Source organism: Pseudomonas sp. S150, from assembly GCF_004526365.1.
Classification (GTDB): Bacteria; Pseudomonadota; Gammaproteobacteria; order Pseudomonadales; family Pseudomonadaceae; genus Aquipseudomonas; species Aquipseudomonas putida_A.
Map to the genome: position 1 here is coordinate 4,209,122 of NZ_CP038207.1, position 24,620 is coordinate 4,233,741.

Genomic DNA, 24,620 nt, shown 5'->3' on the forward strand with positions numbered 1-24,620 from the left:
GCATCGCGTATGCAAGATCAACCTGCTACAGGAATGCGCTGCGGGGGTTGGGTAACGTCGTAGACGTGTTGCTCGCAGAGATCACCGGAGAACTGGAATTCCACCTGGTACACCTTGCCCTGCTGCGGAGTGAAGGTGTTTTTCAGCGGCCCACAGGTATAAATGCCGGCGGTCACCCGGCTGCTCGAATACCCTGACACCTCAAACGGCTTGCCGGCATCGGCCTGTGCTTCCAGTTGCGGAAAGCGTTTGACCGTGGCGCTGTTGGCCACTTCGTTGAGTTTGGCGATCCAGCCGAACACCTTGCCACGACCGGAATCCACAACGGTGCCGAGCACTTCCATGCGGCGGTCGGGATCATCGGCGCGGCGAATGGAAAACTCCACCGGATAGGTGCCCCCAGATGATTTCATGATGACCTTGGCGTGCTGGGCGTCCACCACCACTTGGTCCTGATGCAACTGGATGCCGTCTTTCAGCAGGCTGGGGGAAGAGTTACGCACATTGGAATGGCAGCCTGGCAGCGCGAGCAGCAGGGTCAACATCACGAGCACACGTTTATTCACGCGGAAATCTCTATTGAACAAGCAGGACGGGGAATGACATCAAAACAACGCCGCGATATTAGATGGCCATCATTTTGACGTCAAACCTATGTTGCGCTCGCCTGTCAGTGTTCAACGTCTGTCTCCGTCGCCACCTCATGCGGTGCAAGCAAGCGGCCATCAGCCGACATCAATTGCAGTTTGCGAATTGGCTGACGATCCTTTGCATCAACCATCACCGAACCCGGCTCACCCGGCGCATACAGGTGCTCCCCGCCCCACTGCGACAGCGCAACGATCACCGTCTGCAAGGCCTTGCCGCGTTCGGTCAGCACGTATTCCTTATAGGCACCGCCATCGGCGGCCGGCACCGTTTGCAAGATCCCCTGCTCCACCAAGGCCTTGAGCCGGGCGCTGAGCATGTTCTTGGCGATGTCCAGATTCTTCTGAAAATCGCTGAAGCGGCGGATGCCCTCCAGCGCATCGCGGATGATCAGCAGCGACCACCAATCGCCGATCAGGTCCAGCGTACGGGCGACCGGGCAGGCGTTGCCGTGCAGGCTTTTGCGCTTCACAGGGTGTTTCTCCATCAAATCCAGCGTGTGGTTGCATCTTACAACTGTGACGCTGGAAAAGAACCACGCCACCCGCCATGGCAATTGAGCACTTGCGTACAAGTGACAGCCGCGATTTGCGCCGATAGTGATGGGCGGCCATTGCGGCATCCGGCCTTCCGAACGATCGCCCACAGCAAGGAGTTCCCATGAGCACATTCACTACCGATGACGGCACACAGATCTATTTCAAGGACTGGGGCAGCGGCAAACCCGTGTTGTTCAGCCATGGCTGGCCGCTGGATGCCGACATGTGGGAATACCAGATGGAATACCTGAGCAGTCGCGGCTACCGCACGATTGCCTTCGACCGCCGTGGTTTCGGGCGCTCCGATCAACCGTGGACCGGCTACGACTACGACACCTTTGCCGATGACATCGCGCAACTGATCAACCACCTCGACCTGCGCGATGTCACGCTGGTGGGCTTCTCCATGGGTGGCGGCGACGTCAGCCGTTACATCGCCCGCCACGGCAGCGAGCGCGTTGCCGGGCTGGTACTGCTCGGTGCGGTGACGCCGCTGTTCGGCAAGAAGGCCGACTACCCGCAGGGCGTCGACACCTCGGTGTTCGACGGGATCAAGGCCGGTCTGCTCAAGGATCGCGCGCAATTCATCGCTGATTTCGCCGCGCCGTTCTACGGCACCAATCAGGGCCAGAAAGTCTCCGACGGCGTGCTCACGCAAACCCTGAACGTCGCCCTGCTCGCCTCGCTGAAAGGCACCGTGGATTGCGTTACCGCGTTCTCCGAAACCGACTTCCGTCCGGACATGGCGAAGATCGACGTACCAACCTTGGTGATCCACGGCGACGGCGATCAGATCGTGCCGTTCGAAACCACCGGCAAACAGGCGGCGGCGCTGATCAAGGGCGCCGAACTGAAAGTCTATGCCGGTGCGCCCCACGGTTTTGCCATGACCCACGCCCAGGCGCTGAACGAAGACCTGCTGGGCTTTCTGAACCGCTAAAACGTCGCGCTGACCGAGTATTCACCCGGTCAGCGCACATTGCGATACAGCATCAGCCGCGCGCTCTCGTGCAGGCCCCGCGTCAGTTCCACCAGGCGCTGGAATTCCTCGGGGTTTTGCCCGGCGACGTTATCCAGCGGGGTCTTCGACGCCAGGTCATGCAGGGTCGGCGAGCTGCCGTCATGCTGCATTTGCAGGAGGAAATTCTTGGTCACCCCGCCAATCAACGGGAACGTCCCCTCGCGCAGCACCAGCGGCACTACGCGCTCACCTTCCGGCGCCGGTTGCTGGAAATCGCGGCCCATTGCGCCATTGCGGAACGGCACGCCGGCCATCCCGGCCACCGTCGGCAGCAGATCCGTCAGCCCCACCGCCTCCTCGATGACCTTCGGCGCAAGCATGCCCGGGGCGTGAATCAGCATCGGCACATGATTGCTTTCCAGGCCCAGTTGCTCGAACGCCGGCGGCATGTGCGGGATCTGGCTGATACGCGTGTTGTGGTCGCCGAAGAACACAAAAATCGTGTTGTCGTAATAGCCGCCAGCCTTGGCCAATTCCATCAATTTGCCGATATTGAAATCCAGCAGGCGCACCGCGTTGTACTGCTCGACGCTGCGCGAACCGGCGGCCTGCACCTGCTCCAGCGACAGGTTGCTGACCTCGAAACCGTCGTTGTCCTTGGGGATGGTGAATGGCCGATGGTTGCCCGAGGTTTGCACGTAGGCGAAGAACGGTCGGTCCTTCGGCAAGTCGCGCAGGATGCGGTCGCTCTCCTTGAACAGATCCAGATCGGAAATGCCCCACACGTCCACCAGCGGCGAACGCCAGTCACTTTCCTGATACAGGCGCACGCCGTCGATGCTCTGTTGGATCAGCGCATTGATATTGGCCCAGCCGGCGTTGCCGCCGATCATGTAGAGCTTCTGGTAATCGGTGAACGCGTTGATCAGCGTGTGCTGACGGGTGATCAGCGGATGACGGGTGGCTGTCTCGCGGCGCGTCACGTCGGGAACGCCGGTGATGCTCGCCCACACGGTTTTCGCAGTGCCGGTGACTGGCACATAGAAGTGTTTGAAGAACCAGCTTTGGGCCGCCAATTGATCGAGGTTTGGCGTCGGGTTCAACGGATTGCCGTAGGCGCCAACGGCGCTGGTGCCCAGCGATTCGAGCATGACGAACATCACGTTCGGCGTGCCCGGCAGCCGATACGGCTGCACGCCTTGCTGACGCTCGAAGTTGAGCGATTGCGGATCCGGTCGATCCACGCCCAGATAACGGGCAATCAGCGGATAGTGCTCGCGCACCTGCGCCTCATCGAATTGCGCCTGCCCGGTTTTCAGCGTGTCGTACAGGAACAGCACCGGGTTCAGACCGACCGCGGCGATCTGCGCGTTACCGGAAAAGAACGCATCGCTCCAGCGCAGCGGCACCGGGTTTTCCAGGTTGAGATTGTCGACCCGACCGAGCAACGCCAGCAGGACCGCAACCACGCCCAGCCCGGTGCCGAATGCCAGCGACGGACGCCGGATAACCTCGGGTTCACGGGCCAGCGTCAGCCGTTCCAGCTGCAAAAGTCCGTAGAACCAGACGCCCAGCACCGCCAGCCAGCCGAGGGCAATCCACAGCACCGGGTAGGTTTCCCAGACCATCTGCTGCGAAATCTGCGCATCCTCCAGATAACGCAGCACCGTGGCGTTGATCCGCACGCCGAGGTAGGCGTAATGACCGAAATCGATGATGTACAGAAGGCCGATAACGCCGAGCGCCAGCAGCCAGTAAATCCGCGCGACCCAGCGCAACCACGGCAACCGCGTGAGGTTCCAGCGCGGCACCCAGGCCAGCAGCGCCAATGGCAGGATCAGCAACACGGCGAGGCGCAGGTCGAAGCGCAAACCGATACCGAGGGTTTCGCGCAGCGCCGGATTACCGATGAACTCGCTCGGCGCGATCCCGGAAAACCCCAGCACAAATACCAGCCTGAGCACGGCAAACAACAAGAACGCCAAACCTGCCGCACCCACGCCGTAGCGCAGGCGTCGCGATTGCAACCAGCCCATCATTGACCTCAGTGTCGTTGGTTCAAACAAAAGATGTCGTGCCCGTCGGTGCGGCTCGCAGCAGACGCCTGACCTCACGGATGCACAGCGCTGCAGCGGCGATCAGGCAGTAACCCAGCAGCAGCGGATCGATCAGGTAATCCCAATAGTTTTCCGAGGCCTTGAGACGCAAGGCGAACGCCAGCGTGCCCAGCGCAAGCATCGACACTGCCAGCGTATTGCGCAGCCACAACAGCGCCAGTGCCAGCAGGCCGATACAGACGATCATCGGCCGTGGGTTGAAGCCCCAACGGTACGGATCGAAATACGTCAGGCCCATCGTCGCCGGGTACAGCAGCGCGGCCAGCACGGTAAACAGCACCAGCACCTGCACCCGTGCCGGCAATGTCTGCCGCTCGACCACGCCCAGTCGGACCAGACTGGCCCAGCCGAGCAACACCAGCGTGGTGATCGCCAGATCATCGGTGAAGCTACGCACGTACGCCGCCAAAGGCAGTTCGTTGATTGGCACGAAGCTGACCAGCGCCAGCAGCGGCAACAGCCACGGGCGCCAGCGTCGCGTGCATTGCAACGAGCCGAGCAGGACAAAACCCAGCAGGATGAATGTCAAATGGGCTTGCCAGAGCAACAGCATCACAGGCGCTCCTCGAGCCACGCTTCATTGAAGCTGACATGTTTGATGAAGGTGTTATTCCACGAATACACCAGGTGATAGAGGCCATCGCTGCCGCGACTGAAGTACGGATACTCGTACTCGAAATCACAGCCCTGCGGCTTGCACACCCGGTAATCCAGATTGCTCAGAAAGCGTTGCTCCAGCGGCAAGCGCCGGGCACCACTGGAAGCGCGAAAGCCTTCGCCGATGATCGCCTTGTAGGCTTCGGGGGCGAACGGCTGACCGAGCGGATCGGGTGACTGATCGAGCTCGATCACATTGCGCCAGTGGTTCAGATTGGCATCAGTGCCGTACAGGCTGAGCTTGAAGCGCCCGTCCTGCAGATCATTGAGCGCCACCAGCAGACCGTTGTCGCCGGTGCCGACTGCCGCCAGCGATGAATTGGGGTTGGCCGGCTCCAGCGGATACGGCTCGCTCCACGTCTGCCCGGCGTCCTCGGTGCGGCTGGCCAGCACTCGATGATGCGTGTCGCCGGCATAACGCAGCATGGCCACGGCACGTTTTCCGTCCAGCGGCACAATGGTCGGCTGCAACGAATGCTTGCCACGGCTGATACGGAATTTATCGATCACCGCGCCGTCCGCGCTCAGGTACAGGTACTCGGCGAATTTGCCCATGAACTCGTGATACACCGGCAGGCCGATCGAGCCGTCGGCATGGAACACCGGCGCAGCGCGCACCAGCGTGCTGATATTGAAGAACGGTGAAGTGATCAGCTGTCGCGGCGCCGACCAGTTGCGCCCGAAATCATCCGAGACCATCACGTTGATCGCACTGGTGGCCCAGCCGCCCACGGATACCGAGACATAAAACATCCACAACCGTTGATCCGGCGCGAGGGCGATCACCGGATTGCCCAGTTTGCGGATGTAGCGGCGGGTGCCGTCGCGGGTCGATTCGCGGGTGGCCAACACCTGCTCGGCGCCCCACTCCGCGCTGTCGGCGTCATAGCGTGCAGTACGGATCTGCACGTCGGCGGCGCCTTCGCGGGAACCGGCAAACCACACCGCCATCAGGTCGCCGCCCGGCAGCGCGGTCACCGACGACGAGTGCACGAAATCATTCAGTTGCGAGGAGACGAAGCGACTGCTGTACAGCGGCTCCGGTGCCTGCAGCGAAGCATCGACCGGCGGCGTGGCCTCGGCAAATGGCGCCAGCACATGAGCCGGATGACTGCGCCAGGCACCAAAGAAAACCAGGCTCACGGCCAGTCCGCCGAGGACAAATTTCAAGCGATCGGGAAGCGCACGCATAGTGGACTCACGGCAAAAACAGGATGGAGGGCAATCGACAAAACATCCCTGTCAGCGCGGCGGATCGTCCGGCAAGCGCCGTCGGCGTCCGGTGAGCATCGACAACGGCAAGTTGTCGCGCAGCAGAAAACTTTCGAACAGCGCGGCGGCGATATGCAGGCAGACCAGCACCAGCAAGATGTCGGTAGCGGTTTCGTGCACCTGCAACGGCCAATCGGCGCCCCACAAGGCATCGACCTCTTCCATGGCCCAGCCGCTCAAACCGGCGATGAACATCGCCAGCAACATCAACAGCATCACCAGCGCACCCATCGGCGAATGCCCAAGACGATGCTCGGGCCGACCGGCAATCAACGAGCGCGCATGGGCGATCAGCCGCGTCGGCGTCGGCCAGAAATCCGCCCAACGCGCACTGCGCGGCCCGACAAAGCCCCACACCAGCCGCACCAGCAGCCAGCCCATGGCGTAATAGCCGAGCCAGACATGCCAGTCGTCTCCGGCTTCATTGAAGAAGTAATTGGCGACAAAGACGCCCGCGATGGACAGATGAAACAGCCGCACCACGGGGTCCCACAGACGCACGGACGTGCTCGGCATCAGCCCTTGATCTCGGTTTTCACCGCTTTGCCGCTGACCGGGTCGTGGTAGATCTCGACCTTGCGCTTGTCCTTGTCGAAACCGTAGATCTCGTAGCAGTTGCCGTCGGTGACCTTGAACTTGCTGATCTCGTAGCCCTGAGCCTTGAGCTGCTCCTGAAAGGCTTTCTGGTCTTGCCATTGCGAGCGTTCGGCGGTGGTGCATTGCGGGCCGGCGACGGCCAACGGACTGGCAACGATGAGGGACAACAGCAGAAGTTTGCGCATGGAAACACTCTCGCTCGATGAGGAAGGCCTCACTGTGCAAAAGCAACCTTAGTCGAAGCTTAGTTGGCAACGAGTCGTTACATCTTTCCCGTCGGGTCAGCTGCCACAGCTGGCTGCACAGCGGCATGATGCCGCCGGTCAACCGCCGTGTTTCCTCAAGAGAATCCGTTATGCGCCTATTGCTGGTCGAAGATGATCGCGCCCTCGGTCAAGGCATTCGCGTTGCCCTCGGCAGCGAAGGCTACACCCTCGACTGGTTGCAGGACGGGGCCAGCGCCCTGCACGCCCTGCGCAGTGAAAGCTTCGACTTGCTGCTGCTCGACCTCGGCCTGCCACGGCTCGACGGCCTCGCGCTGCTGCAACGCTTGCGCGGTGAACAACAGGACTTGCCGGTGCTGATCCTCACCGCCCGCGACGGCACTGCCGAACGCATTGCCGGACTGGATGCCGGCGCCGACGACTACCTGATCAAACCGTTCGATGTCGATGAACTGAAAGCGCGGATTCGCGCGTTGCTGCGCCGCAGCCAGGGCCGGGCGCAACCGGTGCTCGAGCATGCGGGAGTGTGTCTGGATCCGGTCACGCAGCAGGTCACCTGGCACGGCACCGACGTGGTGGTGACGCCGATGGAATATCAACTGCTGCATCAACTGATGGCCCGCCCCGGCAAGGTCGTCACCCGCGAACGCCTATCGCGAGCGCTGTATGGCTGGCGGGATCGGGTCGAGAGCAACACCCTCGAAGTGCTGATCCACAACCTGCGCAAAAAACTCTCGAGCGATTTGATCCGCACCGTGCGCGGTGTCGGCTATGTGGTGGAGCTCAAACCATGATTTCCATACGCGCGCGGATTCTGGTGCCGGTGCTGATTCTGGTATTGATCGGCGACCTGCTGATCAGTTGGCTGGTGCTGCGCGACAGTCACCATGAAATCGAAGAGGTCTATGATGCCCAACTGGCACAAAGCGCGCGCCTGTTGCAAGGCGTGCTGGCCCAGCGCGCGCCCGGCGACAACGACTGGAGCCGGCTCTATCAGGCCTTCGATGAAGCCATGAGCCGGGTCGGCGACGGCGAGGCCGCGCACCCTTATGAAACCCGTCTGACCTTTCAAGTGTGGCGCAGCGACGGCCAATTGCTGGTGCGCTCGGCCGAAGCGCCGGAGCTTGCCGCACCGCCCACCACCCTCGGCTCCCATGACCTGATGGAGAACGGCCACGACTGGTGTGCGTTCCTGCTCAAGGATTCGCAACAAGGGCTGCTGATCTGGGTCGGCGAGCGCGACGACATCCGCCAGGATCTGATCGAGCGCATCGTCGGCCACACCGTCTGGCCGAGCCTGATTGGCGTACCGCTACTGGCTGCGTTGATCTGGCTGACCATCGGCTGGGGCCTGCAACCGTTGCGCGCCATGGCGCAGAGCATTCGCGGCCGTGACACCGAAACCCTGAAACCGCTGCACCTCAGCCCCCTGCCCCACGATCTGGAACCAATGCAGACCGCGCTCAATCGCCTGTTGCAGCAGATCGACAATCTGCTGGCGCGTGAGCGGCGCTTCATTGCCGACGCCGCGCACGAGTTGCGCACGCCGCTGGCGATCCTGCGGATCCACGCGCAAAACGCGCAACTGGCGGCGAACCCGCAACAACGCGAAGAGGCGCTGGAATATCTGCTCAGCGCGGTGGATCGGGCGACGCGTATCGCCAGTCAATTGTTGACCATGGCGCGCATCGAACCACACCTGGCCAATCCCGAAACCCGCAGTGTGGAGCTGACCGAACTGGTGCGCGAAGAACTCGCCGAACTGGCACCGCTGGCCATGGAAAAAGACGTCGAACTGATCCTCGACAGCGACCACCACTGCCCGGTCGACACCGACCCGGTGGCCCTCGCCATCGCCTTGCAGAACCTGGTGACCAACGCCCTGAACTTCGCCCCGCCGGGCAGCGAGGTGCGGGTCCAGGTGCAACCGCAGGCGGGCGGCGCGGTATACATCAGCGTCGAGGACGCCGGCCCCGGTATCAACGAGCAGGAATACGCGCGGCTGTTCGAGCGTTTCTACAGCCACGGCCACGGCAATGGCGCCGGACTGGGGCTGGCGATCGTGCAGATGATCGTCAGCAAGATCGGCAGCACGTTGCAGCTGTACAACCGGCCGCAGGGCGGGTTGTGTGCGGAGTTGCGGATCAATGAGCTCTCGAGTCAATAACATCGCCCGAACCCTGCACAAGCATTGTGGCGAGGGAGCTTGCTCCCGCTGGACTGAGCAGCAGGCCTTCTGCTGTTCGGCAAAGAAAGGGCCGCTGCGCGACCCGGCGGGACGGTGCGACGATTCGACAAGTTCCCTCGCCACAGAGTCTGGTGTTGATCGATCGCCTCAATGCTTTTGACAAAATTTTCATGTTTGCCCCCATAAGATCCGCAGCCTCGTTGGGGAGTAGCCTGTTTCCGAGTCCCTCGGAAGCGTTCGTATCAACATTCTCGGCAACCTGCCGTGGTACGAACACCTTTTTGGTTGGTGAGACCGACGACACATCCATGCCTAAAGTCGGGCGTGTGGTTGTGTCGTTGACTCATAGCCCGACTGGAAGTGTGCCCCCGTGAATCCTGTTTCCCTCATATTTCTCGCTCTGGCCATGTCCACGGACGCGTTCGCCGCAGCCATCGGCAAAGGCTCCAGCCTGCACAAACCACGTCTGACCGAGGCGCTGCGCACTGGCCTGATCTTCGGTGTGATCGAGGCCATCACCCCGATCATCGGCTGGCTGATCGGCCAGGCTGCCACCCGCTGGGTCGCCGAATGGGACCACTGGATCGCCTTCACCCTGCTGCTGATCCTTGGCCTGCACATGATCTATAACGGCCTGAAGCACGAAGACGAGGAAGAAGAAAAACCCGGTCAGCACTCTTTCCTGATTCTCGCGGTCACCGCGTTCGCCACCAGCATTGACGCCCTCGCGGTCGGCGTCGGCCTGGCGTTTGTCGACGTGAATATCTGGGTGGCGGCAGCGGCCATCGGCCTGGCAACCATGACCATGGTGACCATTGGCGTGATGCTCGGCCGGGTGCTCGGTGCGGTCGTCGGCAAGCGTGCGGAAATCGTCGGTGGCGTGGTGCTGATGATCGTCGGCGCGACCATTCTGTACGAGCACTTGTCAGCCTGATTCAGGCCCGGATCAGCGCCGCCAGTGTCATCGCGTTGCCCAACGCGGCGCCACTGGCGGTGTTGTCGAAGATGCACCAGACGCTGGCGCCTTCAGCAGCGCAGAGCTGCATATTCTGCGCAAGCTGCTGCAGATAAGGCAACTCGTAAGCACTGTGATAAATCCGTGGTGCGCCATGCAGTCGCCAATAGCGCACACCCGCCCAGCGGTGCGCCGAACCGTCGGTACTGATCCGCGACGGATCGACCACGACCTGGGAAATCCGATACGCCTGCAACATCGGCGCCGCCACCACCCACGACTCATGCCGTGGCTCAAGCACCACGTCACCGGCGAAGCGTTGGCGCAACGCCACGAAAAACGCCTCTGCGCGTGCCGGCTCAAAGGCCAGCGACGGTGGCAGTTGCACCAGCAAACACCCCAGCCGATCGGCCAGGCCTTCGCACTGCCCGAGAAACTCATCCAGCGCTTGCTCACAGTTTTGCAGACGCAACTCATGAGTAATCTGCTTTGGCACCTTCACCGAAAAACGAAAACCCGGCGGCACCGATTCCGCCCAGCGCGCATAGGTCTGACGCCGATGCGGGCGATAGAACGAGCTGTTGATTTCCACGCAGTCGAACCGCGCGGCATAACGCTGCAGATGCGTGCCCTCGGCCGGAAACTGCGGCCAATACTCACGCCCCAGACTCCAGCCCGCGCAACCGATGAACATCAAAAAAGCCCCTTCGCCGCTTCACGCATGAAAATCTCCACGGTCTCGTTCACAGATTTCAGGCACAACGCAATACCTGTGGGAGCTGGCTTGCCAGCGAAGGTGTCGATACATCCACAAACGCTGCGCCTGACACAACGCTTTCGCGAGCAAGCCCGCTCCCACAGGGTTCAGCGGCGCTCACAGATTTGGAGCACGACGAAATACCTGTGGGAGCTGGCTTGCCAGCTAAGGCATCGATACATCCACAAACGCTGTGCCTGACACAACGCTTTCGCGAGCAAGCTCGCTCCCACAGGGTTCAGCGGCGCTCACAGATTTGGAGCGCGACGAAATACCTGTGGGAGCTGGCTTGCCAGCGAAGGCGTCGACACATCCACAATCGCTGTGCCTGACACACCGCTTTCGCGAGCAAGCCCGCTCCCACAGGGTTCTGCGGCGCTCACAGATTTGGAGCGCGACGAAATACCTGTGGGAGCTGGCTTGCCAGCGAAGGTGTCGATACATCCACAAACGCTGTGCCTGACACAACGCTTTCGCGAGCAAGCTCGCTCCCACAGGGTTCTGCGGCGCTCACAGATTTGGAGCACGACGAAATACCTGTGGGAGCTGGCTTGCCAGCGAAGGCATCGATACATCCACAAACGCTGTGCCTGACACACCGCTTTCGCGAGCAAGCCCGCTCCCACAGGGTTCTGCGGCGCTCACAGATTTGGAGCACGACGAAATACCTGTGGGAGCTGGCTTGCCAGCGAAGGCGTCGATACATCCACAAACGCTGTGCCTGACACAACGCTTTCGCGAGCAAGCTCGCTCCCACAGGGTTCTGCGGCGCTCACAGATTTGGAGCGCGACGAAATACCTGTGGGAGCTGGCTTGCCAGCGAAGGTGTCGATACATCCACAAACGCTGTGCCTGACACAACGCTTTCGCGAGCAAGCCCGCTCCCACAGGGTTCTGCGGCGCTCACAGATTTGGAGCGCGACGAAGCGCCTACACGATTATTTTTTGCCGGGGAGGACGCTGGCCAGTACTTGCTTGGCGGCTTGCACGATCACGCCCGCCTCGTCCGGGTCGCCTTTGAGCAAGGTCGTGGCAAATTTCTTCGCCTGTTCGAGCTTGATGTGCGGCGGCAATGGCGGCACGTTGGGGTCGGTCTTGAACTCGATCAGCACCGGTACGTCCGAGGCCAGTGCCTGCTCCCAGGCGGCGGCGACGTCTTCTTCGCGGTCGACGAAAATTCCTTTCAGGCCGATGGAAATGGCGAACAGGTGATACGGCACGTCGGGAATGCTTTGCGAGGCTTCGAACTTCGGATCGCCCTCCATCACCCGCTGCTCCCAGGTGACCTGATTCAGATCCTCGTTGTTGAACACCGCACAGATCCACTTCGGGCTGCTCCACTGGCGCCAGTATTTGGCGACGGTGATCAGCTCGGCCATGTTGTTCATCTGCATCGCGCCGTCACCCACCAGCGCAATCACCGCGCGCTCGGGATGGGCGAACTTGGCGGCGATCGCGTACGGCACGGCAGCGCCCATCGAGGCCAGGCCACCGGACAACGAACATTGCATGCCGCGGCGGATTTTCAGGTCACGGGCGTACCAGTTGGCGCAGGAGCCCGAGTCGCTGGTGATGATCGCCTGATCCGGCAGGCGCGGTGACAGCTCATACACCACCCGCTGCGGATTGATCGGATCGGCTTTGGACATCGCGCGTTTTTCCAGGGTCTTCTCCCAGGTACTGCGCCAGCCTTCAATTTTCTTGCGCCATTTGTGCGAAGTTTTCTGTTCGAGCAACGGCAGCAGTGCAGCAAGGGTTTCGGCGGAGTCGCCGACCAGATTGACCTCCATCGGATAACGCAGGCTGAGCATGTCTGGCTGCAGATCAATCTGCACGCCACGCGCCTGACCTTCCTTGGGCAGGAACTCGGCATAGGGGAAACCCGAGCCAATCATCAGCAAGGTGTCGCATTCGTTCATCATCTTGTAGCTCGGTTCGGTGCCCAGCAGGCCGATGCTGCCGGTGACCCACGGCAAATCGTCCGGCAGCGCGGCCTTGCCAAGCAACGCCTTGGCAACCCCGGCACCGAGTTTTTCCGCGATGGCGATCACTTCATCCGTCGCCTGCAACGCGCCGGCGCCGACCAGAATCGCGACTTTTTCGCCACTGTTCAAAACGTCGGCGGCGCGTTGCAGATCGGCCTCGTAGGGCAGCACTTTCGGCTTGGTGTAACCGACGCCGGAATGCGCGGTGCCGTGTGCCCGCGCCGGTGGCTCATACTCAAGATCCTGCAGATCATTGGGCAGGATGATCGCCGTCACCCGCCGCTCGCCAACCGCCGTGCGCACGGCGCGATCAAGCAAATGCCGCACTTGCGACGGTGCCGAGGCCTGCTGTACAAAAGCCCCGGCCACATCCTTGAACATCGAGACCAGGTCCAGCTCCTGCTGGTAATGACTGCCGAGCGCCGTCCGAGCCTGCTGGCCGACAATCGCCAGCACCGGTTGATGATCCATGCGTGCGTCGTATAAGCCGGTGATCAGGTGCGAGGCACCCGGTCCCGAAGTGGCGATGCACACACCCAACTCGCCCGTGAACTTGGCGTGGGCCGAGGCCATGAAAGCGGCCATTTCTTCGTGCCGCGCCTGAACGAATTCGATCTTGCCATTGGCTCGGGCGAGCGCGCCGAACACGCCATTGATGCCGTCCCCCGGATAACCAAAAATCCGCGTGACGCCCCATTGGCTGAGCCGCTCAACCAGAAAATCTCCCACTGTCGTCGTCATCTCGTTCCTCGCCTGTCACCGATGCATGAAGCCTGCCCGGCGAGATATCCGCCGGGCGGTACATGGGTCTGGACAGTCGGGTCGCCCGCGAAGTTTCGATTGTTTTTACCCGACGGCGTTGCCGAGCCGATCCCTGCAGGAGCTGCCGCAGGCTGCGATCTTTTGCTGTTGTTTTTGAAGATCAAAGATCGGGGCTCATCAACGATGCGGATGCACCGTCATCGCCACCAGTTTGATCACGATCGGCCGCACCACGAGGATGCAAAGGAAAGCCACCGGCATCGCCAGCTTGTAGGCGTGCAGCGCATTACTCAGGTAGTCGTTATCAATCCCGGAGTTGGCCGCAGTGATCACCAGCGACATCAGGAACGCCATGATCGTCGCCATGTACAACGCAAACACATACGGCGTCGCCCGTGCAGAAAGCTTGCGTCGACCGAGATACAAGGCATCGGTAGTGGTTCTTTGATTCATATGGCTTTTCCATCCATTGACAGGGAGCCGGCACCTTAGCAAAGCCCCCTGCCCTCAACTAGACGGCCCGCCACAGGTACTTTATAAAGCACAACTTACGAATCAAACCCACGCGGCGGGACACGGATGAATCTGTTGGCGGCGATTGCCAGTTTTATCAAAGTGGTCGAAGCAGGCTCCATCGTCGGCGCCGCCAAGACCCTGGGCGTCAGTGCGGCCGCGGTCAGCCAGACCCTCAATCGCTTGGAAACGCACCTCGGCGTTCGCCTGCTGCAACGCACCACCCGCAGCATGGCCCTCACCGAAAATGGTGCGCTGTATTACGAAAAGGTCCGACGCATCGCGGCTGATCTGGAGTCGGCGCAAAGTGCGATCGTCGGCGATGAAAGCGAACTGCAAGGGCGTTTGAGCATCGCCTCCACCAGCGCGTTCGGCCGCCACGTCCTGGCGCCGTTACTCGCCAGTTTCGCCGCGCTGCATCCGCGCCTGCTGGTCGAGCTGTCGACCACCAACGGCAAGATCAATCACATCCAGGACGGCATCGACCTGAGCCTGCGGATCAAGCCGCAACTGGAAGACGGTATCGTCGCGCGCCGGATCGTGTCCCTGCCCTTCGTCTTCTGCGCCGCTCCCGCCTACTTTGCGCGCGCCGGCGTACCGCAAACACCGCAAGACCTGCAGCATCACGCCTGCCTAGCATTCCGCTATCCACTGGATGGGCGCTTTCTGCGCTGGGGTTTCATCCGAGACGGCCAGCACTACGACGCCCCGATCAACGCCACCGCCATCAGCGACGACATCGACGCGCTGGCGCAAATGGCAGTCAACGGCGCAGGTGTCACGCGCCTGGCCGAGTTCGTCGCTGCGCCCTATCTCGAGAGCGGTCAACTGGTGCAACTGTTCGAAGATCTCCCGGGTGAAACCCACGGGCATGTCGAACCGATGGACATCTATGCATGCGTGCAGGAACGAGCAGCGATGACGCCGAAGGTTAGAGCCTTCATGGATTATTTGACGGAGCACTTGAATAGGCGCTGGCCAGTGCAAGCTGGTTGATCCACAGCAGCTCTTGCACTTTCAAGGCTTCAGATCACCCCCGAGCCATTGGCTGCACGCACTCATCTGCTGGGTAATCCACTCGCGAAAAAGCATGGCATTGGCACTCTGTTCGAAGGGTCGCGGTGACAGCAGGCAATAACTCGAACCGTCGCGAACGAAGCCGAACGGCGCGATCAACTGGCCGGATTTGAGTTCGTCCTGCACCATCAGAAACGACGCCATACCGACGCCCAGCCCGGCCAGCGCGGCCTGAATGCACAGGTAGAAATGCTCGTAATCGACCCGACTGCCCCCTGCCGCGCTGATCCGGGTCTGTCGCATCCAGTTGTCCCACGCCTGCGGGCGCGTCTTGCTGTGCAGCAGGCAGGCGCCGCGCAAATGATCGCCGTCAGGACGACTGGACGGCACGCAGACCGGGCCGATCCACTCCTCGCAAATGGTCACGCCGTGCACGGTCTCGTCCCAATGGAAATCATCGCGGCGGATCGCCAGATCCACGCCTGAACGAGCGAAGTCGATCGGCCCGCCGGCCGTCAGCAATTGCACCTGCAACTGTGGATGCGCGCTGTGAAAGTCGGGCAAACGCGGGATCAACCACTTCATGGCGATGGTTGGCTCGCAGGACACCACCAGCACATCGTCGTGGACTTCACGCTGCAGGCGATAAACCGTGTTCTGCAATTGCTCGAACATCGGCGCGGTGACGTTGAACAGCAAGCGTCCCGCGTGATTGAGAAAAATCGCGCGGTTACGCCGCTCGAACAACTCGACCCCGATCGCCTCCTCCAGCAAGCGCACCTGGCGGCTGACCGCGCCGTGGGTGACGTGCAGCAGCTCGGCGGCCTTGACGAAACTCTGGGTCTGGGCGGCGGTGTTGAAAAAGCGAAAGGCAGCCAGCGGAGGCAGGTTCATATAGGCGATGATTTCTCACAGATTTTCGCGACTATAAATCGTTTTTTTTGCCAAAGACACTTCTCCATCATGTCGCCGCTCAGGGCCTGTTAATTCCATCCACGCTGTTGGCGGCGATGCTGCAGGCGCTGTATCTGTGAATTCAAGTAGCGCAAATAACGCGATGGAGCGTATGGATGAATGAATTGTTTCTGGTAATCGCCATCACTGTTCTGGCGGTGATCAGCCCCGGCCCGGACTTTGCCATGGTCACTCGCAACAGTTATGCCTACGGGCGGCGCAGTGGTTTGCTGGCTGCGCTGGGCATCGCCTGTGGCGTGCAGGTTCATGTGTTCTACACGGTGTTCGGGGTGGCGCTGATCATCACTCAGTCACCCATGTTGTTCTGGATGATGAAACTGCTGGGTGCCGGCTACCTGGTCTATCTGGGCATCAAGTCCTTTACCAATAAATCTGTGCTGACATTTGCCGATGCGAGCGCTTCGGCACCCCGTGCCTGGAAGGTGTTCTGCTCAGGTTTTCTGACCAATGCACTGAATCCGAAAACCATGTTGTTCGTGGTGGCGGCGTACAGTCAGGTGGTGGAGCCAGGCAGTTCGCTGACGATGAACTTCGCCTATGGCCTGTTCATGTCGGTCATTCATTGGCTGTGGTTCAGCCTGGTCGCGCTGTTTTTCTCCACCGAACGGTTACGCCGGCGCCTGCTGGAAAAACAGCGGCTCCTCGACAAGGTCATCGGGATCGCGTTGATGGGTCTGGCGGCGTGTTTGATCATTCCGGGGGTTGCGCAGTCTTGAGCTAGAGCGTTTATGCTGTCTGGTCTGATACCCGTCAGGTCATTCTCGGCAAGTTCACCATGAGGCCCATTTCATGAGTAAAGCGCCCTACGTACCGCCCAAAGTCTGGAAACACGAAGCGCCGTCCGGCGGCCATTTCGCCAGCATCAACCGCCCGATTGCCGGGCCGACGCATGAAAAGACCCTGCCCGTGGGCAAACACCCGCTGCAGTTGTATTCACTGGCGACGCCCAATGGCGTCAAGGTGACCATCCTGCTGGAAGAATTGCTCGCACTGGGGCACACCGAGGCCGAGTACGACGCGTGGCTGATCCGCATCAACGAGGGCGATCAATTCTCCAGCGGTTTTGTCGAGATCAATCCGAACTCGAAGATTCCGGCGCTGCTCGACCACAGCGTACAGCCGCCGATTCGGGTATTCGAATCCGGTTCGATCCTGCTGTATCTGGCAGAGAAATTCGGCGCCTTCCTGCCGAAAGATCCCGCCGGCCGCACGGAAACCCTGAACTGGCTGTTCTGGCAGATGGGCGCCGCACCTTATCTGGGCGGCGGTTTCGGGCACTTCTACGCGTATGCGCCGGAGAAGCTCGAATACCCGATCAACCGCTTCACCATGGAAGCCAAGCGTCAGCTCGATGTGCTCGACCGACGCCTCAAGGAAAGCCGCTACCTGGCCGGCGACAGCTACACCATCGCCGACATCGCGGTCTGGCCGTGGTACGGCCAACTGGTGCGCAACAACGTGTATGCGGCCGCCGAATTTCTAGCGGCCCACGAATACACCCACGTGCAGCGCTGGGCAGAAGAAATCGCCGAGCGCCCGGCAGTCAAGCGTGGCCAGCGGGTCAATCGCACCTGGGGTGACGAGGCGAGCCAGGTTGCGGAGCGACATCAGGCCAGCGATCTAGACTGACGCCACATACCCACAAAGATTTGTGTTGGACATGGGCATCCGCAATCACCAGCAAACTTTGTGGGATCTGTGCTGGACAGGGACATCCCGGTTCACAGCAACCTTTGTGGGAGCGGGCTTGCTCGCGAAGGCGCCAGGTCAGGCAACACTGACATCACAGTCCTACCGCTTTCGCGAGCAAGCTCGCTCCCACAGGGTATTCGGGTTGGATATGAGAATTTGTGAACCTCAGCAATTACATTGAGACCACACCACCACTGTCGTCAAAGGATCTGCAATGCCCCTTGGAAAACGTGAACTGGCGCAAATCGAGCGGCGCTTGATTGCCACGCTCACCAACGCGTGTGAAACCGCAAAAGCTGAAATCCAGGGCTTCACCTGGCTGACCCACACCGCTGACCTGAACGCGTTGGCGGCGACCCTGAATGTCACTTGGGTGTTCGACACCGAAGCCGACAAAAACCTCGCCCTGACTGACGCCAAGGCACGCCTGCTTGAGCTGACGGCCACTGCGCTGAGGGAGGCCGATATCGACCTGCTCCCATCAGAGCGCAACGTGCGTTTCGACTCCGAGGAAGCGTGCCAGCGCACGCACGGTGGCAACTGGCGTGAACGTCTGAAACGGTACTCCTGACCTTTGCGTTGCCGCTGAGACTGCGCTTCAGGTCCATCTGCTCATAGGCGCTGGTACGAAGCGCAACCCGCTGTTGAGCGAAACGACGATCCAGCGCTGCCTCAGACCGTCTCCTCGTCAACCGGCAACGAAGCCAGCATTTCAGCGCGGCACACCTCAAGGATCTCGTCAGCCAGCGCGGAATCATCCGGACAGGCGCGCGACAGCACAATCGCGCCGACAGCCCGCGACAGCAGGTCGATCATTTTCTTTCTCCCCTCGCCCACCACGGCGTCCGGCCCGGTTGGATATTTGTCTCCGAGGGTCTGCAGGGTGCGCTCGATCCCTTCGGCAAACGTCGTTTTCACCTCATCCGATTGACGCGCCGCGTCGCCACACAGCGCGGCCATGGTGCAACCGCTGCCACGTCCATCGCGATGTTCTCTCGTCACATAGACATCGATGAAGCCTGGCACGTCGAGCGCTTCGGCACCTGCCAGCGACTTGGCAAGACTGCAGGACGCGGCTTCAGCCATCAGGTCGGCCTTGGAGCCGAAATGCTTGTAAAAACCACCGTGGGTGAAACCGGCAGCCGCCATGAGATCCGCCACACCGACGCCGTCAAAGCCACGCTCACGGAACAGCTCGGAAGCGGTCTCGACGATGTGTTCTCGATTGGCCTGCGCCTGGGCCTTGGTCACTCGCACGTGCAGTACCTCGTGTTCATTGGGAATGATTGTGCCAATCATACATAGATGCTGGTCATAATCAAAACCGTTGACAGTTTAGATTTCGATCATCATCATAATTGCACGCACACCGATCTCCACCAACGGGCACGGAAGAAATACCAGATGAGTAACCAGACTCTGTTCACCCCTTACACACTTGGCGACCTGACGCTGTCGAACCGCGTCGTCCTCGCACCGCTGACTCGCAACCGTGCAGGCGCAGGCTTCGTACCCAGCGAGTTCGCCGCCACCTATTACAGCCAACGGGCCAGCGCAGGTTTGCTGATCAGTGAAGCCACGCAGATTTCCCGACAAGGTCAGGGCTATCAGGACACCCCGGGAATCTACACGCCGGCGCAGATTGACGGCTGGCGCCAGGTGACCGATGCAGTCCATGCCAAGGGCGGAAAAATCTTTCTGCAACTGTGGCATGTCGGCCGCGTGTCGCACGTTGATCTGCAAGAAAACGGCGCCGCCCCCGTGGCCCCTTCTGCGCTACGCGCCGCCACCAAAGTCTTCGTCAACAATCGCTTTGAAGATGTCTCGGCGCCGCGCGCGCTGGAGACCAGCGAACTGCCGGGCATCGTCAACGGTTTTCGCCAGGCTGCGGCAAACGCGATTACCGCCGGGTTCGATGGCGTGGAAATTCATGGCGCGAACGGCTATTTGCTCGATCAATTCCTCAGGGACAGCGCCAATCTGCGTACCGATGCGTATGGCGGCTCGATTGAAAACCGGGCGCGTCTGTTGCTTGAAGTGACGGCGGCCGTCGTTGATGAAATCGGCGCCAATCGCACCGGTGTGCGCCTGTCTCCGGTGTCGCCGGCCAACGGCGTCTCCAGCAGCGATCCGCAGGCGCAATTCGATTACTTCGCCGAGCAACTCGATGCCCTCGGCGTGGTTTATCTGCACGTGGTCGAAGGCGCGACCGGTGGCCCGCGCGACGTGGCGCCCTTCGACTTCGGCGCACTGCGCCAGCGCTTCAAAAACACCTACATCGCCAACAACGGCTATGACCTGGACCTGGCGACCTCGAAGCTCGCCGATGACCAGGCCGACCTGATCGCCTTCGGTCGCCCGTTCATTGGCAATCCGGATCTGGTGGAGCGCCTCAAGCAGGGCGCGCCGTTGTCCGCGTTCGATCCCGCCACCCTCTATGGCGGCGGTGCGGCGGGCTACATCGACTACCCGACGCTGGCTGAATCAAGCGTCAGCGCCAACTGAGCGCGTTCTGTTTCTCACACCCTGAAAGAGAGATCCCCCATGAGCACTCGCCCTACTGTTCTGATCACTGGCGCCTCCACCGGCATTGGCGCGGTCTACGCCGAGCGCTTCGCGCAACGCGGCCACGATCTGGTATTGGTCGCCCGCGACCAGGCACGCCTGGACGCACTTGCAGCCCGCTTGCGCAGCGAACACGACGTCACCGTCGATGTGATCCCGGCGGACCTGACCCAACTCGCTGATCTGAGCACCGTTGAAAACCGCCTGCGCGAGGACGCCCGTATCGGCATCCTCGTCAATAACGCCGGCGCCGCCCTCTCCGGTAACTTCATCGACCAAAGCACCGACGGCGTTGCGCAACTGGTCGCCCTCAACACCACCGCACTGGTGCGCCTGGCCAGCGCCATCGCTCCACGTCTGGTCAAGGCCGGTGACGGCGCGATCATCAACATCGGTTCGGTGGTGGGTCTGGCACCGGAGTTCGGCATGACCGTCTACGGTGCGACCAAGGCCTTCGTCCTGTTCCTGTCCCAGGGACTGAGCCTGGAACTGTCACCTCAGGGCGTCTACGTGCAAGCCGTACTCCCCGCCGCCACCCGTACGGAGATCTGGGATCGCTCCGGCATCGACATCAACACCTTGAGTGACATCATGGAAGTGGGCGATCTGGTGGATGCCGCTCTGGTCGGTTTCGATCGCCGCGAACCGATAACCATCCCGCCGCTGCACGAAGCGCAACGCTGGGATGATCTGCAAGGCGCACGTCAGGGCCTGATCGGGCAAATCCGTCAGTCTGCGGTTGCCCAGCGCTACCTGGACCCACAGTGATTGTCTGGTAGCGAACACGCGCGGCGGATTCGATGCAGGCGCAAGTCACTGCATCGAATCCGGCCCGCGATCCGGAGCAGAAATGAATCAAACCCTGGCAAATAACCACACTGGCGCGTCGACGCCATTCAGCAACGCGGCGAACCAGTCGATCACGGTCAACAGCGTGCGCTTCGCTTACCGCGACATCGGCCCCGCGATCGGCGTGCCGCTGGTGCTGTTCAACCATTGGGGCGCCGTGCTGGACAACTTCGATCCCGCGATCATTGATGGCTTGGCACGAACCCGACGGGTCATTACCACTGACTATCGCGGTATTGGCGGCTCTGGTGGAACCGCGCCACTGACTGTCGGTGAAATGGCAGACGATGCCATTCAGTTGATCCGGGCGCTGGGCTTGGAAACCGTTGATGTACTGGGATTCTCGCTCGGCGGCTTCGTTGCTCAGGACATTGCCCTGAAGGCGCCTGATCGGGTGCGTCGCTTGATTCTGACCGGTACCGGTCCGGCCGGCGGCAGCGGTATCGACAAGGTCGGTTCGGTGACGTGGCCATTGATCCTCAAAGGCTTGCTGACCTTGCGCGATCCCAAGGTCTACCTGTTCTTCACCTCGTCAGCCAATGGCCGTCGATCTGCGTCGCAGTATCTGCAACGCCTGAAAGCACGCAAAAACAATCGCGACAAAGGCCCGACACCGAGCGCTTTTCTGCGCCAGTTGAAAGCGATCACCGCGTGGGGCCAACAACCGCCGCAAGACCTCGGACGCTTGCGCATACCCACGCTTATCGTTAACGGCGACAGCGACATCATGGTGCCCAGCGTCAACTCGATGGCGCTGGCCAAGCGTATTCCCAACGCACAACTGGTGATTTATGAGGATGCCGGCCACGGCGGGATTTTCCAGCACTGCGTTGATTTTGTCGCCAAGGCCCAGGCATTCCTCGACGCCTGACGACACGGCGCAGCAACACCGCAACGCGCCAGCCACCCTCCTTACAACCGCCAAGAGCAGCACTACGATGAAAGCATTTCTGATTGATCGCTATGGAAAGAACAGCGGGCGCATTGGCGAAGCGCCTGCCCCTGTGGTGGGTGCCCGTGATGTCTTGATCGAGGTACACGCCAGCAGCGTCAATGTGCTGGATTCGAAGATCAGCAGTGGCGAGTTCAAGCTGATTCTGCCCTATGCATTACCGCTGATACTGGGCAATGATCTGGCGGGTGTGGTGGTGGAGGTTGGCTCACAGGTGACGCAGTTCAAACCGGGAGACGAGGTCTACGCTCGCCCGCCGGAAACGCGGATCGGAACGTTTGCCGAATTGATCGCCGTGGACGAAAACGCGGTCGCCCGAAAACCCGCCAATACCAGCATGGCGCAAGCCGCATCCCTGCCCTTGGTCGCGTTGACGGCGTGGCAAGTACTGATCGAAACCGCACAACTGAAAAAGGGTCAGAAAGTACTGATTCACGCGGGATCCGGTGGGGTTGGCAGCATTGCCATCCAGTTGGCCAGACACCTCGGCGCCTTCGTCGCCACGACCACCAGCACCGCGAACGTCGAATGGGTCAAGGCACTGGGGGCCGATCTGGTCATCGACTACAAACAGCAAGACTTCGAAAGCGTCCTGCACGACTACGACGTGGTGTTGAACAGCCTTGGCCCGGACGTTTTGCAAAAATCACTCAAGGTCCTGAAGCCCGGCGGCCAGCTCATTTCCATCTCGGGCCCGCCCACTGCACAGTTCGCCCAAGAACAAGGCTTGTCCTGGCCATTGCAACAGGTCATGCGCCTGTTGAGCTTCGGTATCCGGCGCAAGGCGCGCAAGCAGGCGGTCAACTACACGTTCGTCTTCATGCGGGCCAATGGTGCACAACTGCAAAAAATCGCCACGCTGGTCGAGGAGGCAATCATCCGACCGGTGATTGACCGCAGCTTCTCGTTTGCCTCGACGGCAGAGGCGTTGAAGTACGTCGAGCAGGGGCGCGCCAAGGGCAAGGTCGTCGTTACGCTCAAATGACAACGTGCCCCCCGGCGGCCGGCTGAACTCGTCAGCCGGCCGCGTTCGACTCGACCAGATGAACTTCAGTCGCACTGCGACCGGCGCACCAGGCGAGTACCGACGCAATCACCAACACCGCCGCGCTGAGTTCGAAGGTGGCTTTATAACCGCTCAGATCAAACGCCAGGCCACCGACGATGGCCCCTCCGGCGATGGCCAGTTGCACGATGGCCACGAGCAGCCCTCCGCCGGCTTCGGCATCGTCCGGGAGTGTCTGCGCCAGCCAGGTCCACCAGCCCACGGGGGCCGCCGTGGCGACCAGCCCCCACAATCCGAGCAGCACCGCAGTCAGCAGCGGCGATGCGCCGAAGTTGACCAGCGCCAGCGCAATGACCGCCATTATCAGCGGGATAACTGTCAGCGTGCGGTACAGGCCAGTGCCGAGGAATCTTTCGATCACAAAGGTCCCGATAAAACCGGCAAGCCCCAGCCCCAGCAGCATCAAGGACAGGGTTGCAACGCTGACCCCGGTGACCCCCTCCAGAAAGGGCCGCAGGTAAGTGAACAGCATGAACTGCCCCATGAAAAATACGTTGACGGCGACCATCCCCAAGGCGACCGGCCATTGCTTGATCAACCGCAGGGCATTACCGCTACCGGCCTGACGCTCAAGCTTGAAGGACGGCAGACTGATCAGCAGCCACACGGCCGCCAGCGCGGCGACCGGAACCACACAGAAGAACGCGCCGCGCCAGCCTATCAATGCGCCGAGGAAACTCCCCGCCGGAGCGGCGATTACCGTGGCCAGCGCGTTTCCGCCGTTGACGATCGCCAGTGCCCGGGACACTTGGTCAGGCGGCACCAGACGCATCGCGGTTGCCGCCGACAACGACCAGAAACCGCCAATGGCGATGCCGATCAGGGCCCGCCCGAACATGAACGACGGATAGCCCGGCGCGAATGCGACCACCGTCCCCGAGACGATCATCAGCAAGGTCAGACCCAGCAACAGCTTCTTGCGCTCGACGCGAGCAGCGACCGCTGCAATCAACAGGCTGGTCATCAGGGCGAATGCACCGGACACGGAAATCCCCTGCCCGGCCTGGCCCTCGGTGATGTGCAGTTCGGCGGCAATCGGCGTCAGCAAACTGACCGGCATGAACTCTGAAGCGACCAGCGCGAAGGCGGCCAACGACATGGCCAGCACGGCGCTCCAGCCGCGTTGTTCTGTAGAAAGGGAAGTCATTGGGATTACCTGTATTGCGATAGGCGTCCGGGCGATTGCCCGGACCCACTGTTTTTCACGGTGCGAGGATCGCGTTGTCGAATCGCGGCTCTCCTGTAATGGTTTGACACATTCTCCCGGTCGATTCACCTCTGCCCTAGTGCATTCCTCTTGAATGCTTGCCTGATCCTCTGAGGATGCAG

25 protein-coding genes and 1 riboswitch are annotated in these 24,620 nt (G+C 61.1%); of the genes, 12 read left to right on the top strand and 13 right to left on the bottom strand.

Features of this window, described 5'->3' with window-relative positions:
* Positions 1–17 precede the first annotated feature (17 nt).
* The gene (locus E3Z29_RS19125) at positions 18–545 is read right to left on the bottom strand and encodes a hypothetical protein (RefSeq protein WP_262415694.1); all 528 of its coding nucleotides are present in this window, start codon (positions 543–545) and stop codon (positions 18–20) included.
* A gap of 125 nt (positions 546–670) precedes the next feature.
* Positions 671–1,120 (bottom strand): helix-turn-helix domain-containing protein, encoded by a 450-nt coding sequence (locus E3Z29_RS19130; RefSeq protein WP_134786628.1) that lies wholly within the window; start codon positions 1,118–1,120, stop codon positions 671–673.
* A 188-nt stretch (positions 1,121–1,308) separates the two neighbouring features.
* Between E3Z29_RS19130 and E3Z29_RS19135 the strand changes: the two genes are divergently transcribed.
* A complete protein-coding gene (locus E3Z29_RS19135; protein WP_098964313.1) occupies positions 1,309–2,127 on the top strand; it encodes an alpha/beta fold hydrolase in 819 nt (272 codons plus the stop codon).
* Between the two features lie 29 nt (positions 2,128–2,156).
* Here E3Z29_RS19135 and E3Z29_RS19140 read toward each other — a convergent pair whose 3' ends face one another.
* Genes E3Z29_RS19140 through E3Z29_RS19160 form a run of 5 tightly spaced genes read right to left on the bottom strand, consistent with a single transcriptional unit; the run spans position 2,157 to position 6,976 of the window.
* Complete coding sequence (locus E3Z29_RS19140) at positions 2,157–4,184, bottom strand: LTA synthase family protein (protein ID WP_134786629.1); 2,028 nt, start codon at positions 4,182–4,184, stop codon at positions 2,157–2,159.
* A 22-nt stretch (positions 4,185–4,206) separates the two neighbouring features.
* A complete protein-coding gene (locus E3Z29_RS19145) occupies positions 4,207–4,818 on the bottom strand; it encodes a hypothetical protein (RefSeq protein ID WP_134786630.1) in 612 nt (203 codons plus the stop codon).
* A complete protein-coding gene (locus E3Z29_RS19150) occupies positions 4,818–6,113 on the bottom strand; it encodes an exo-alpha-sialidase (RefSeq protein ID WP_134786631.1) in 1,296 nt (431 codons plus the stop codon). Before E3Z29_RS19150 ends, E3Z29_RS19145 begins: the two co-directional genes overlap by 1 nt.
* A gap of 51 nt (positions 6,114–6,164) precedes the next feature.
* Positions 6,165–6,710, bottom strand: a complete 546-nt coding sequence (locus tag E3Z29_RS19155; RefSeq protein ID WP_098964317.1) for a cytochrome b/b6 domain-containing protein — start codon at positions 6,708–6,710, stop codon at positions 6,165–6,167.
* Positions 6,710–6,976 (bottom strand): PepSY domain-containing protein, encoded by a 267-nt coding sequence (locus tag E3Z29_RS19160; RefSeq protein WP_007960465.1) that lies wholly within the window; start codon positions 6,974–6,976, stop codon positions 6,710–6,712. Before E3Z29_RS19160 ends, E3Z29_RS19155 begins: the two co-directional genes overlap by 1 nt.
* A gap of 170 nt (positions 6,977–7,146) precedes the next feature.
* Here E3Z29_RS19160 and E3Z29_RS19165 point away from each other — a divergent pair, with 170 nt between their 5' ends.
* From E3Z29_RS19165 to mntP, 3 genes are all read left to right on the top strand, one after another.
* A complete protein-coding gene (locus E3Z29_RS19165; protein ID WP_134786632.1) occupies positions 7,147–7,809 on the top strand; it encodes a response regulator in 663 nt (220 codons plus the stop codon).
* Positions 7,806–9,182 carry an ATP-binding protein gene (locus E3Z29_RS19170; RefSeq protein ID WP_134786633.1) on the top strand — a complete coding sequence of 459 codons (1,377 nt, stop codon included), beginning with the start codon at positions 7,806–7,808 and terminating at the stop codon, positions 9,180–9,182. The genes E3Z29_RS19165 and E3Z29_RS19170 overlap by 4 nt, the downstream gene beginning before the upstream one ends.
* A gap of 211 nt (positions 9,183–9,393) precedes the next feature.
* A riboswitch (yybP-ykoY riboswitch) is annotated at positions 9,394–9,567 on the top strand.
* 6 nt (positions 9,568–9,573) lie between these two features.
* Positions 9,574–10,137: a manganese efflux pump MntP gene (gene mntP, locus E3Z29_RS19175; RefSeq protein ID WP_134786634.1), complete on the top strand. Its 564-nt coding sequence runs from the start codon at positions 9,574–9,576 to the stop codon at positions 10,135–10,137.
* Position 10,138: 1 nt separating this feature from the next.
* Here mntP and E3Z29_RS19180 read toward each other — a convergent pair whose 3' ends face one another.
* The 3 genes from E3Z29_RS19180 to E3Z29_RS19190 form a co-directional block, all read right to left on the bottom strand.
* On the bottom strand, positions 10,139–10,852 hold the full coding sequence (locus E3Z29_RS19180) for a DUF72 domain-containing protein (RefSeq protein ID WP_134786635.1): 714 nt from the start codon (positions 10,850–10,852) through the stop codon (positions 10,139–10,141).
* Positions 10,853–11,853: 1,001 nt separating this feature from the next.
* Entirely contained in the window at positions 11,854–13,641 is a 1,788-nt protein-coding gene (locus E3Z29_RS19185) for a thiamine pyrophosphate-requiring protein (RefSeq protein ID WP_134786636.1), read from the bottom strand.
* Positions 13,642–13,839: 198 nt separating this feature from the next.
* Positions 13,840–14,115 carry a DUF2798 domain-containing protein gene (locus tag E3Z29_RS19190; protein WP_134786637.1) on the bottom strand — a complete coding sequence of 92 codons (276 nt, stop codon included), beginning with the start codon at positions 14,113–14,115 and terminating at the stop codon, positions 13,840–13,842.
* A gap of 126 nt (positions 14,116–14,241) precedes the next feature.
* On the opposite strand from E3Z29_RS19190, the gene E3Z29_RS19195 reads away from it, so the two are divergent.
* On the top strand, positions 14,242–15,171 hold the full coding sequence (locus tag E3Z29_RS19195) for a LysR family transcriptional regulator (protein ID WP_134786638.1): 930 nt from the start codon (positions 14,242–14,244) through the stop codon (positions 15,169–15,171).
* A gap of 21 nt (positions 15,172–15,192) precedes the next feature.
* On the opposite strand, the gene E3Z29_RS19200 is transcribed toward E3Z29_RS19195, so the two are convergent.
* Positions 15,193–16,086, bottom strand: a complete 894-nt coding sequence (locus tag E3Z29_RS19200) for a LysR substrate-binding domain-containing protein (RefSeq protein ID WP_134786639.1) — start codon at positions 16,084–16,086, stop codon at positions 15,193–15,195.
* 176 nt (positions 16,087–16,262) lie between these two features.
* Here E3Z29_RS19200 and E3Z29_RS19205 point away from each other — a divergent pair, with 176 nt between their 5' ends.
* The 3 genes from E3Z29_RS19205 to E3Z29_RS19215 all read left to right on the top strand — a co-directional run bounded on the left by E3Z29_RS19205 (position 16,263) and on the right by E3Z29_RS19215 (position 18,430).
* A complete protein-coding gene (locus E3Z29_RS19205; RefSeq protein WP_134786640.1) occupies positions 16,263–16,883 on the top strand; it encodes a LysE family translocator in 621 nt (206 codons plus the stop codon).
* 73 nt (positions 16,884–16,956) lie between these two features.
* The gene (gene yghU / locus E3Z29_RS19210) at positions 16,957–17,796 is read left to right on the top strand and encodes a glutathione-dependent disulfide-bond oxidoreductase (RefSeq protein WP_134786641.1); all 840 of its coding nucleotides are present in this window, start codon (positions 16,957–16,959) and stop codon (positions 17,794–17,796) included.
* Between the two features lie 277 nt (positions 17,797–18,073).
* Entirely contained in the window at positions 18,074–18,430 is a 357-nt protein-coding gene (locus tag E3Z29_RS19215) for a hypothetical protein (RefSeq protein WP_134786642.1), read from the top strand.
* 101 nt (positions 18,431–18,531) lie between these two features.
* Here E3Z29_RS19215 and E3Z29_RS19220 read toward each other — a convergent pair whose 3' ends face one another.
* Positions 18,532–19,158, bottom strand: coding sequence for a TetR/AcrR family transcriptional regulator (locus tag E3Z29_RS19220; RefSeq protein WP_134786643.1), 627 nt, complete (start codon positions 19,156–19,158; stop codon positions 18,532–18,534).
* A gap of 105 nt (positions 19,159–19,263) precedes the next feature.
* On the opposite strand from E3Z29_RS19220, the gene E3Z29_RS19225 reads away from it, so the two are divergent.
* The 4 genes from E3Z29_RS19225 to E3Z29_RS19240 all read left to right on the top strand — a co-directional run bounded on the left by E3Z29_RS19225 (position 19,264) and on the right by E3Z29_RS19240 (position 23,210).
* Positions 19,264–20,364 carry an alkene reductase gene (locus tag E3Z29_RS19225; RefSeq protein WP_134786644.1) on the top strand — a complete coding sequence of 367 codons (1,101 nt, stop codon included), beginning with the start codon at positions 19,264–19,266 and terminating at the stop codon, positions 20,362–20,364.
* A 39-nt stretch (positions 20,365–20,403) separates the two neighbouring features.
* Positions 20,404–21,192, top strand: a complete 789-nt coding sequence (locus E3Z29_RS19230) for an SDR family oxidoreductase (RefSeq protein ID WP_134786645.1) — start codon at positions 20,404–20,406, stop codon at positions 21,190–21,192.
* Positions 21,193–21,274: 82 nt separating this feature from the next.
* Positions 21,275–22,144, top strand: a complete 870-nt coding sequence (locus E3Z29_RS19235; RefSeq protein WP_134786646.1) for an alpha/beta fold hydrolase — start codon at positions 21,275–21,277, stop codon at positions 22,142–22,144.
* A 67-nt stretch (positions 22,145–22,211) separates the two neighbouring features.
* On the top strand, positions 22,212–23,210 hold the full coding sequence (locus tag E3Z29_RS19240) for an NADP-dependent oxidoreductase (RefSeq protein WP_134786647.1): 999 nt from the start codon (positions 22,212–22,214) through the stop codon (positions 23,208–23,210).
* 31 nt (positions 23,211–23,241) lie between these two features.
* Here E3Z29_RS19240 and E3Z29_RS19245 read toward each other — a convergent pair whose 3' ends face one another.
* On the bottom strand, positions 23,242–24,438 hold the full coding sequence (locus tag E3Z29_RS19245; RefSeq protein WP_134786648.1) for an MFS transporter: 1,197 nt from the start codon (positions 24,436–24,438) through the stop codon (positions 23,242–23,244).
* Positions 24,439–24,620 lie beyond the last annotated feature (182 nt).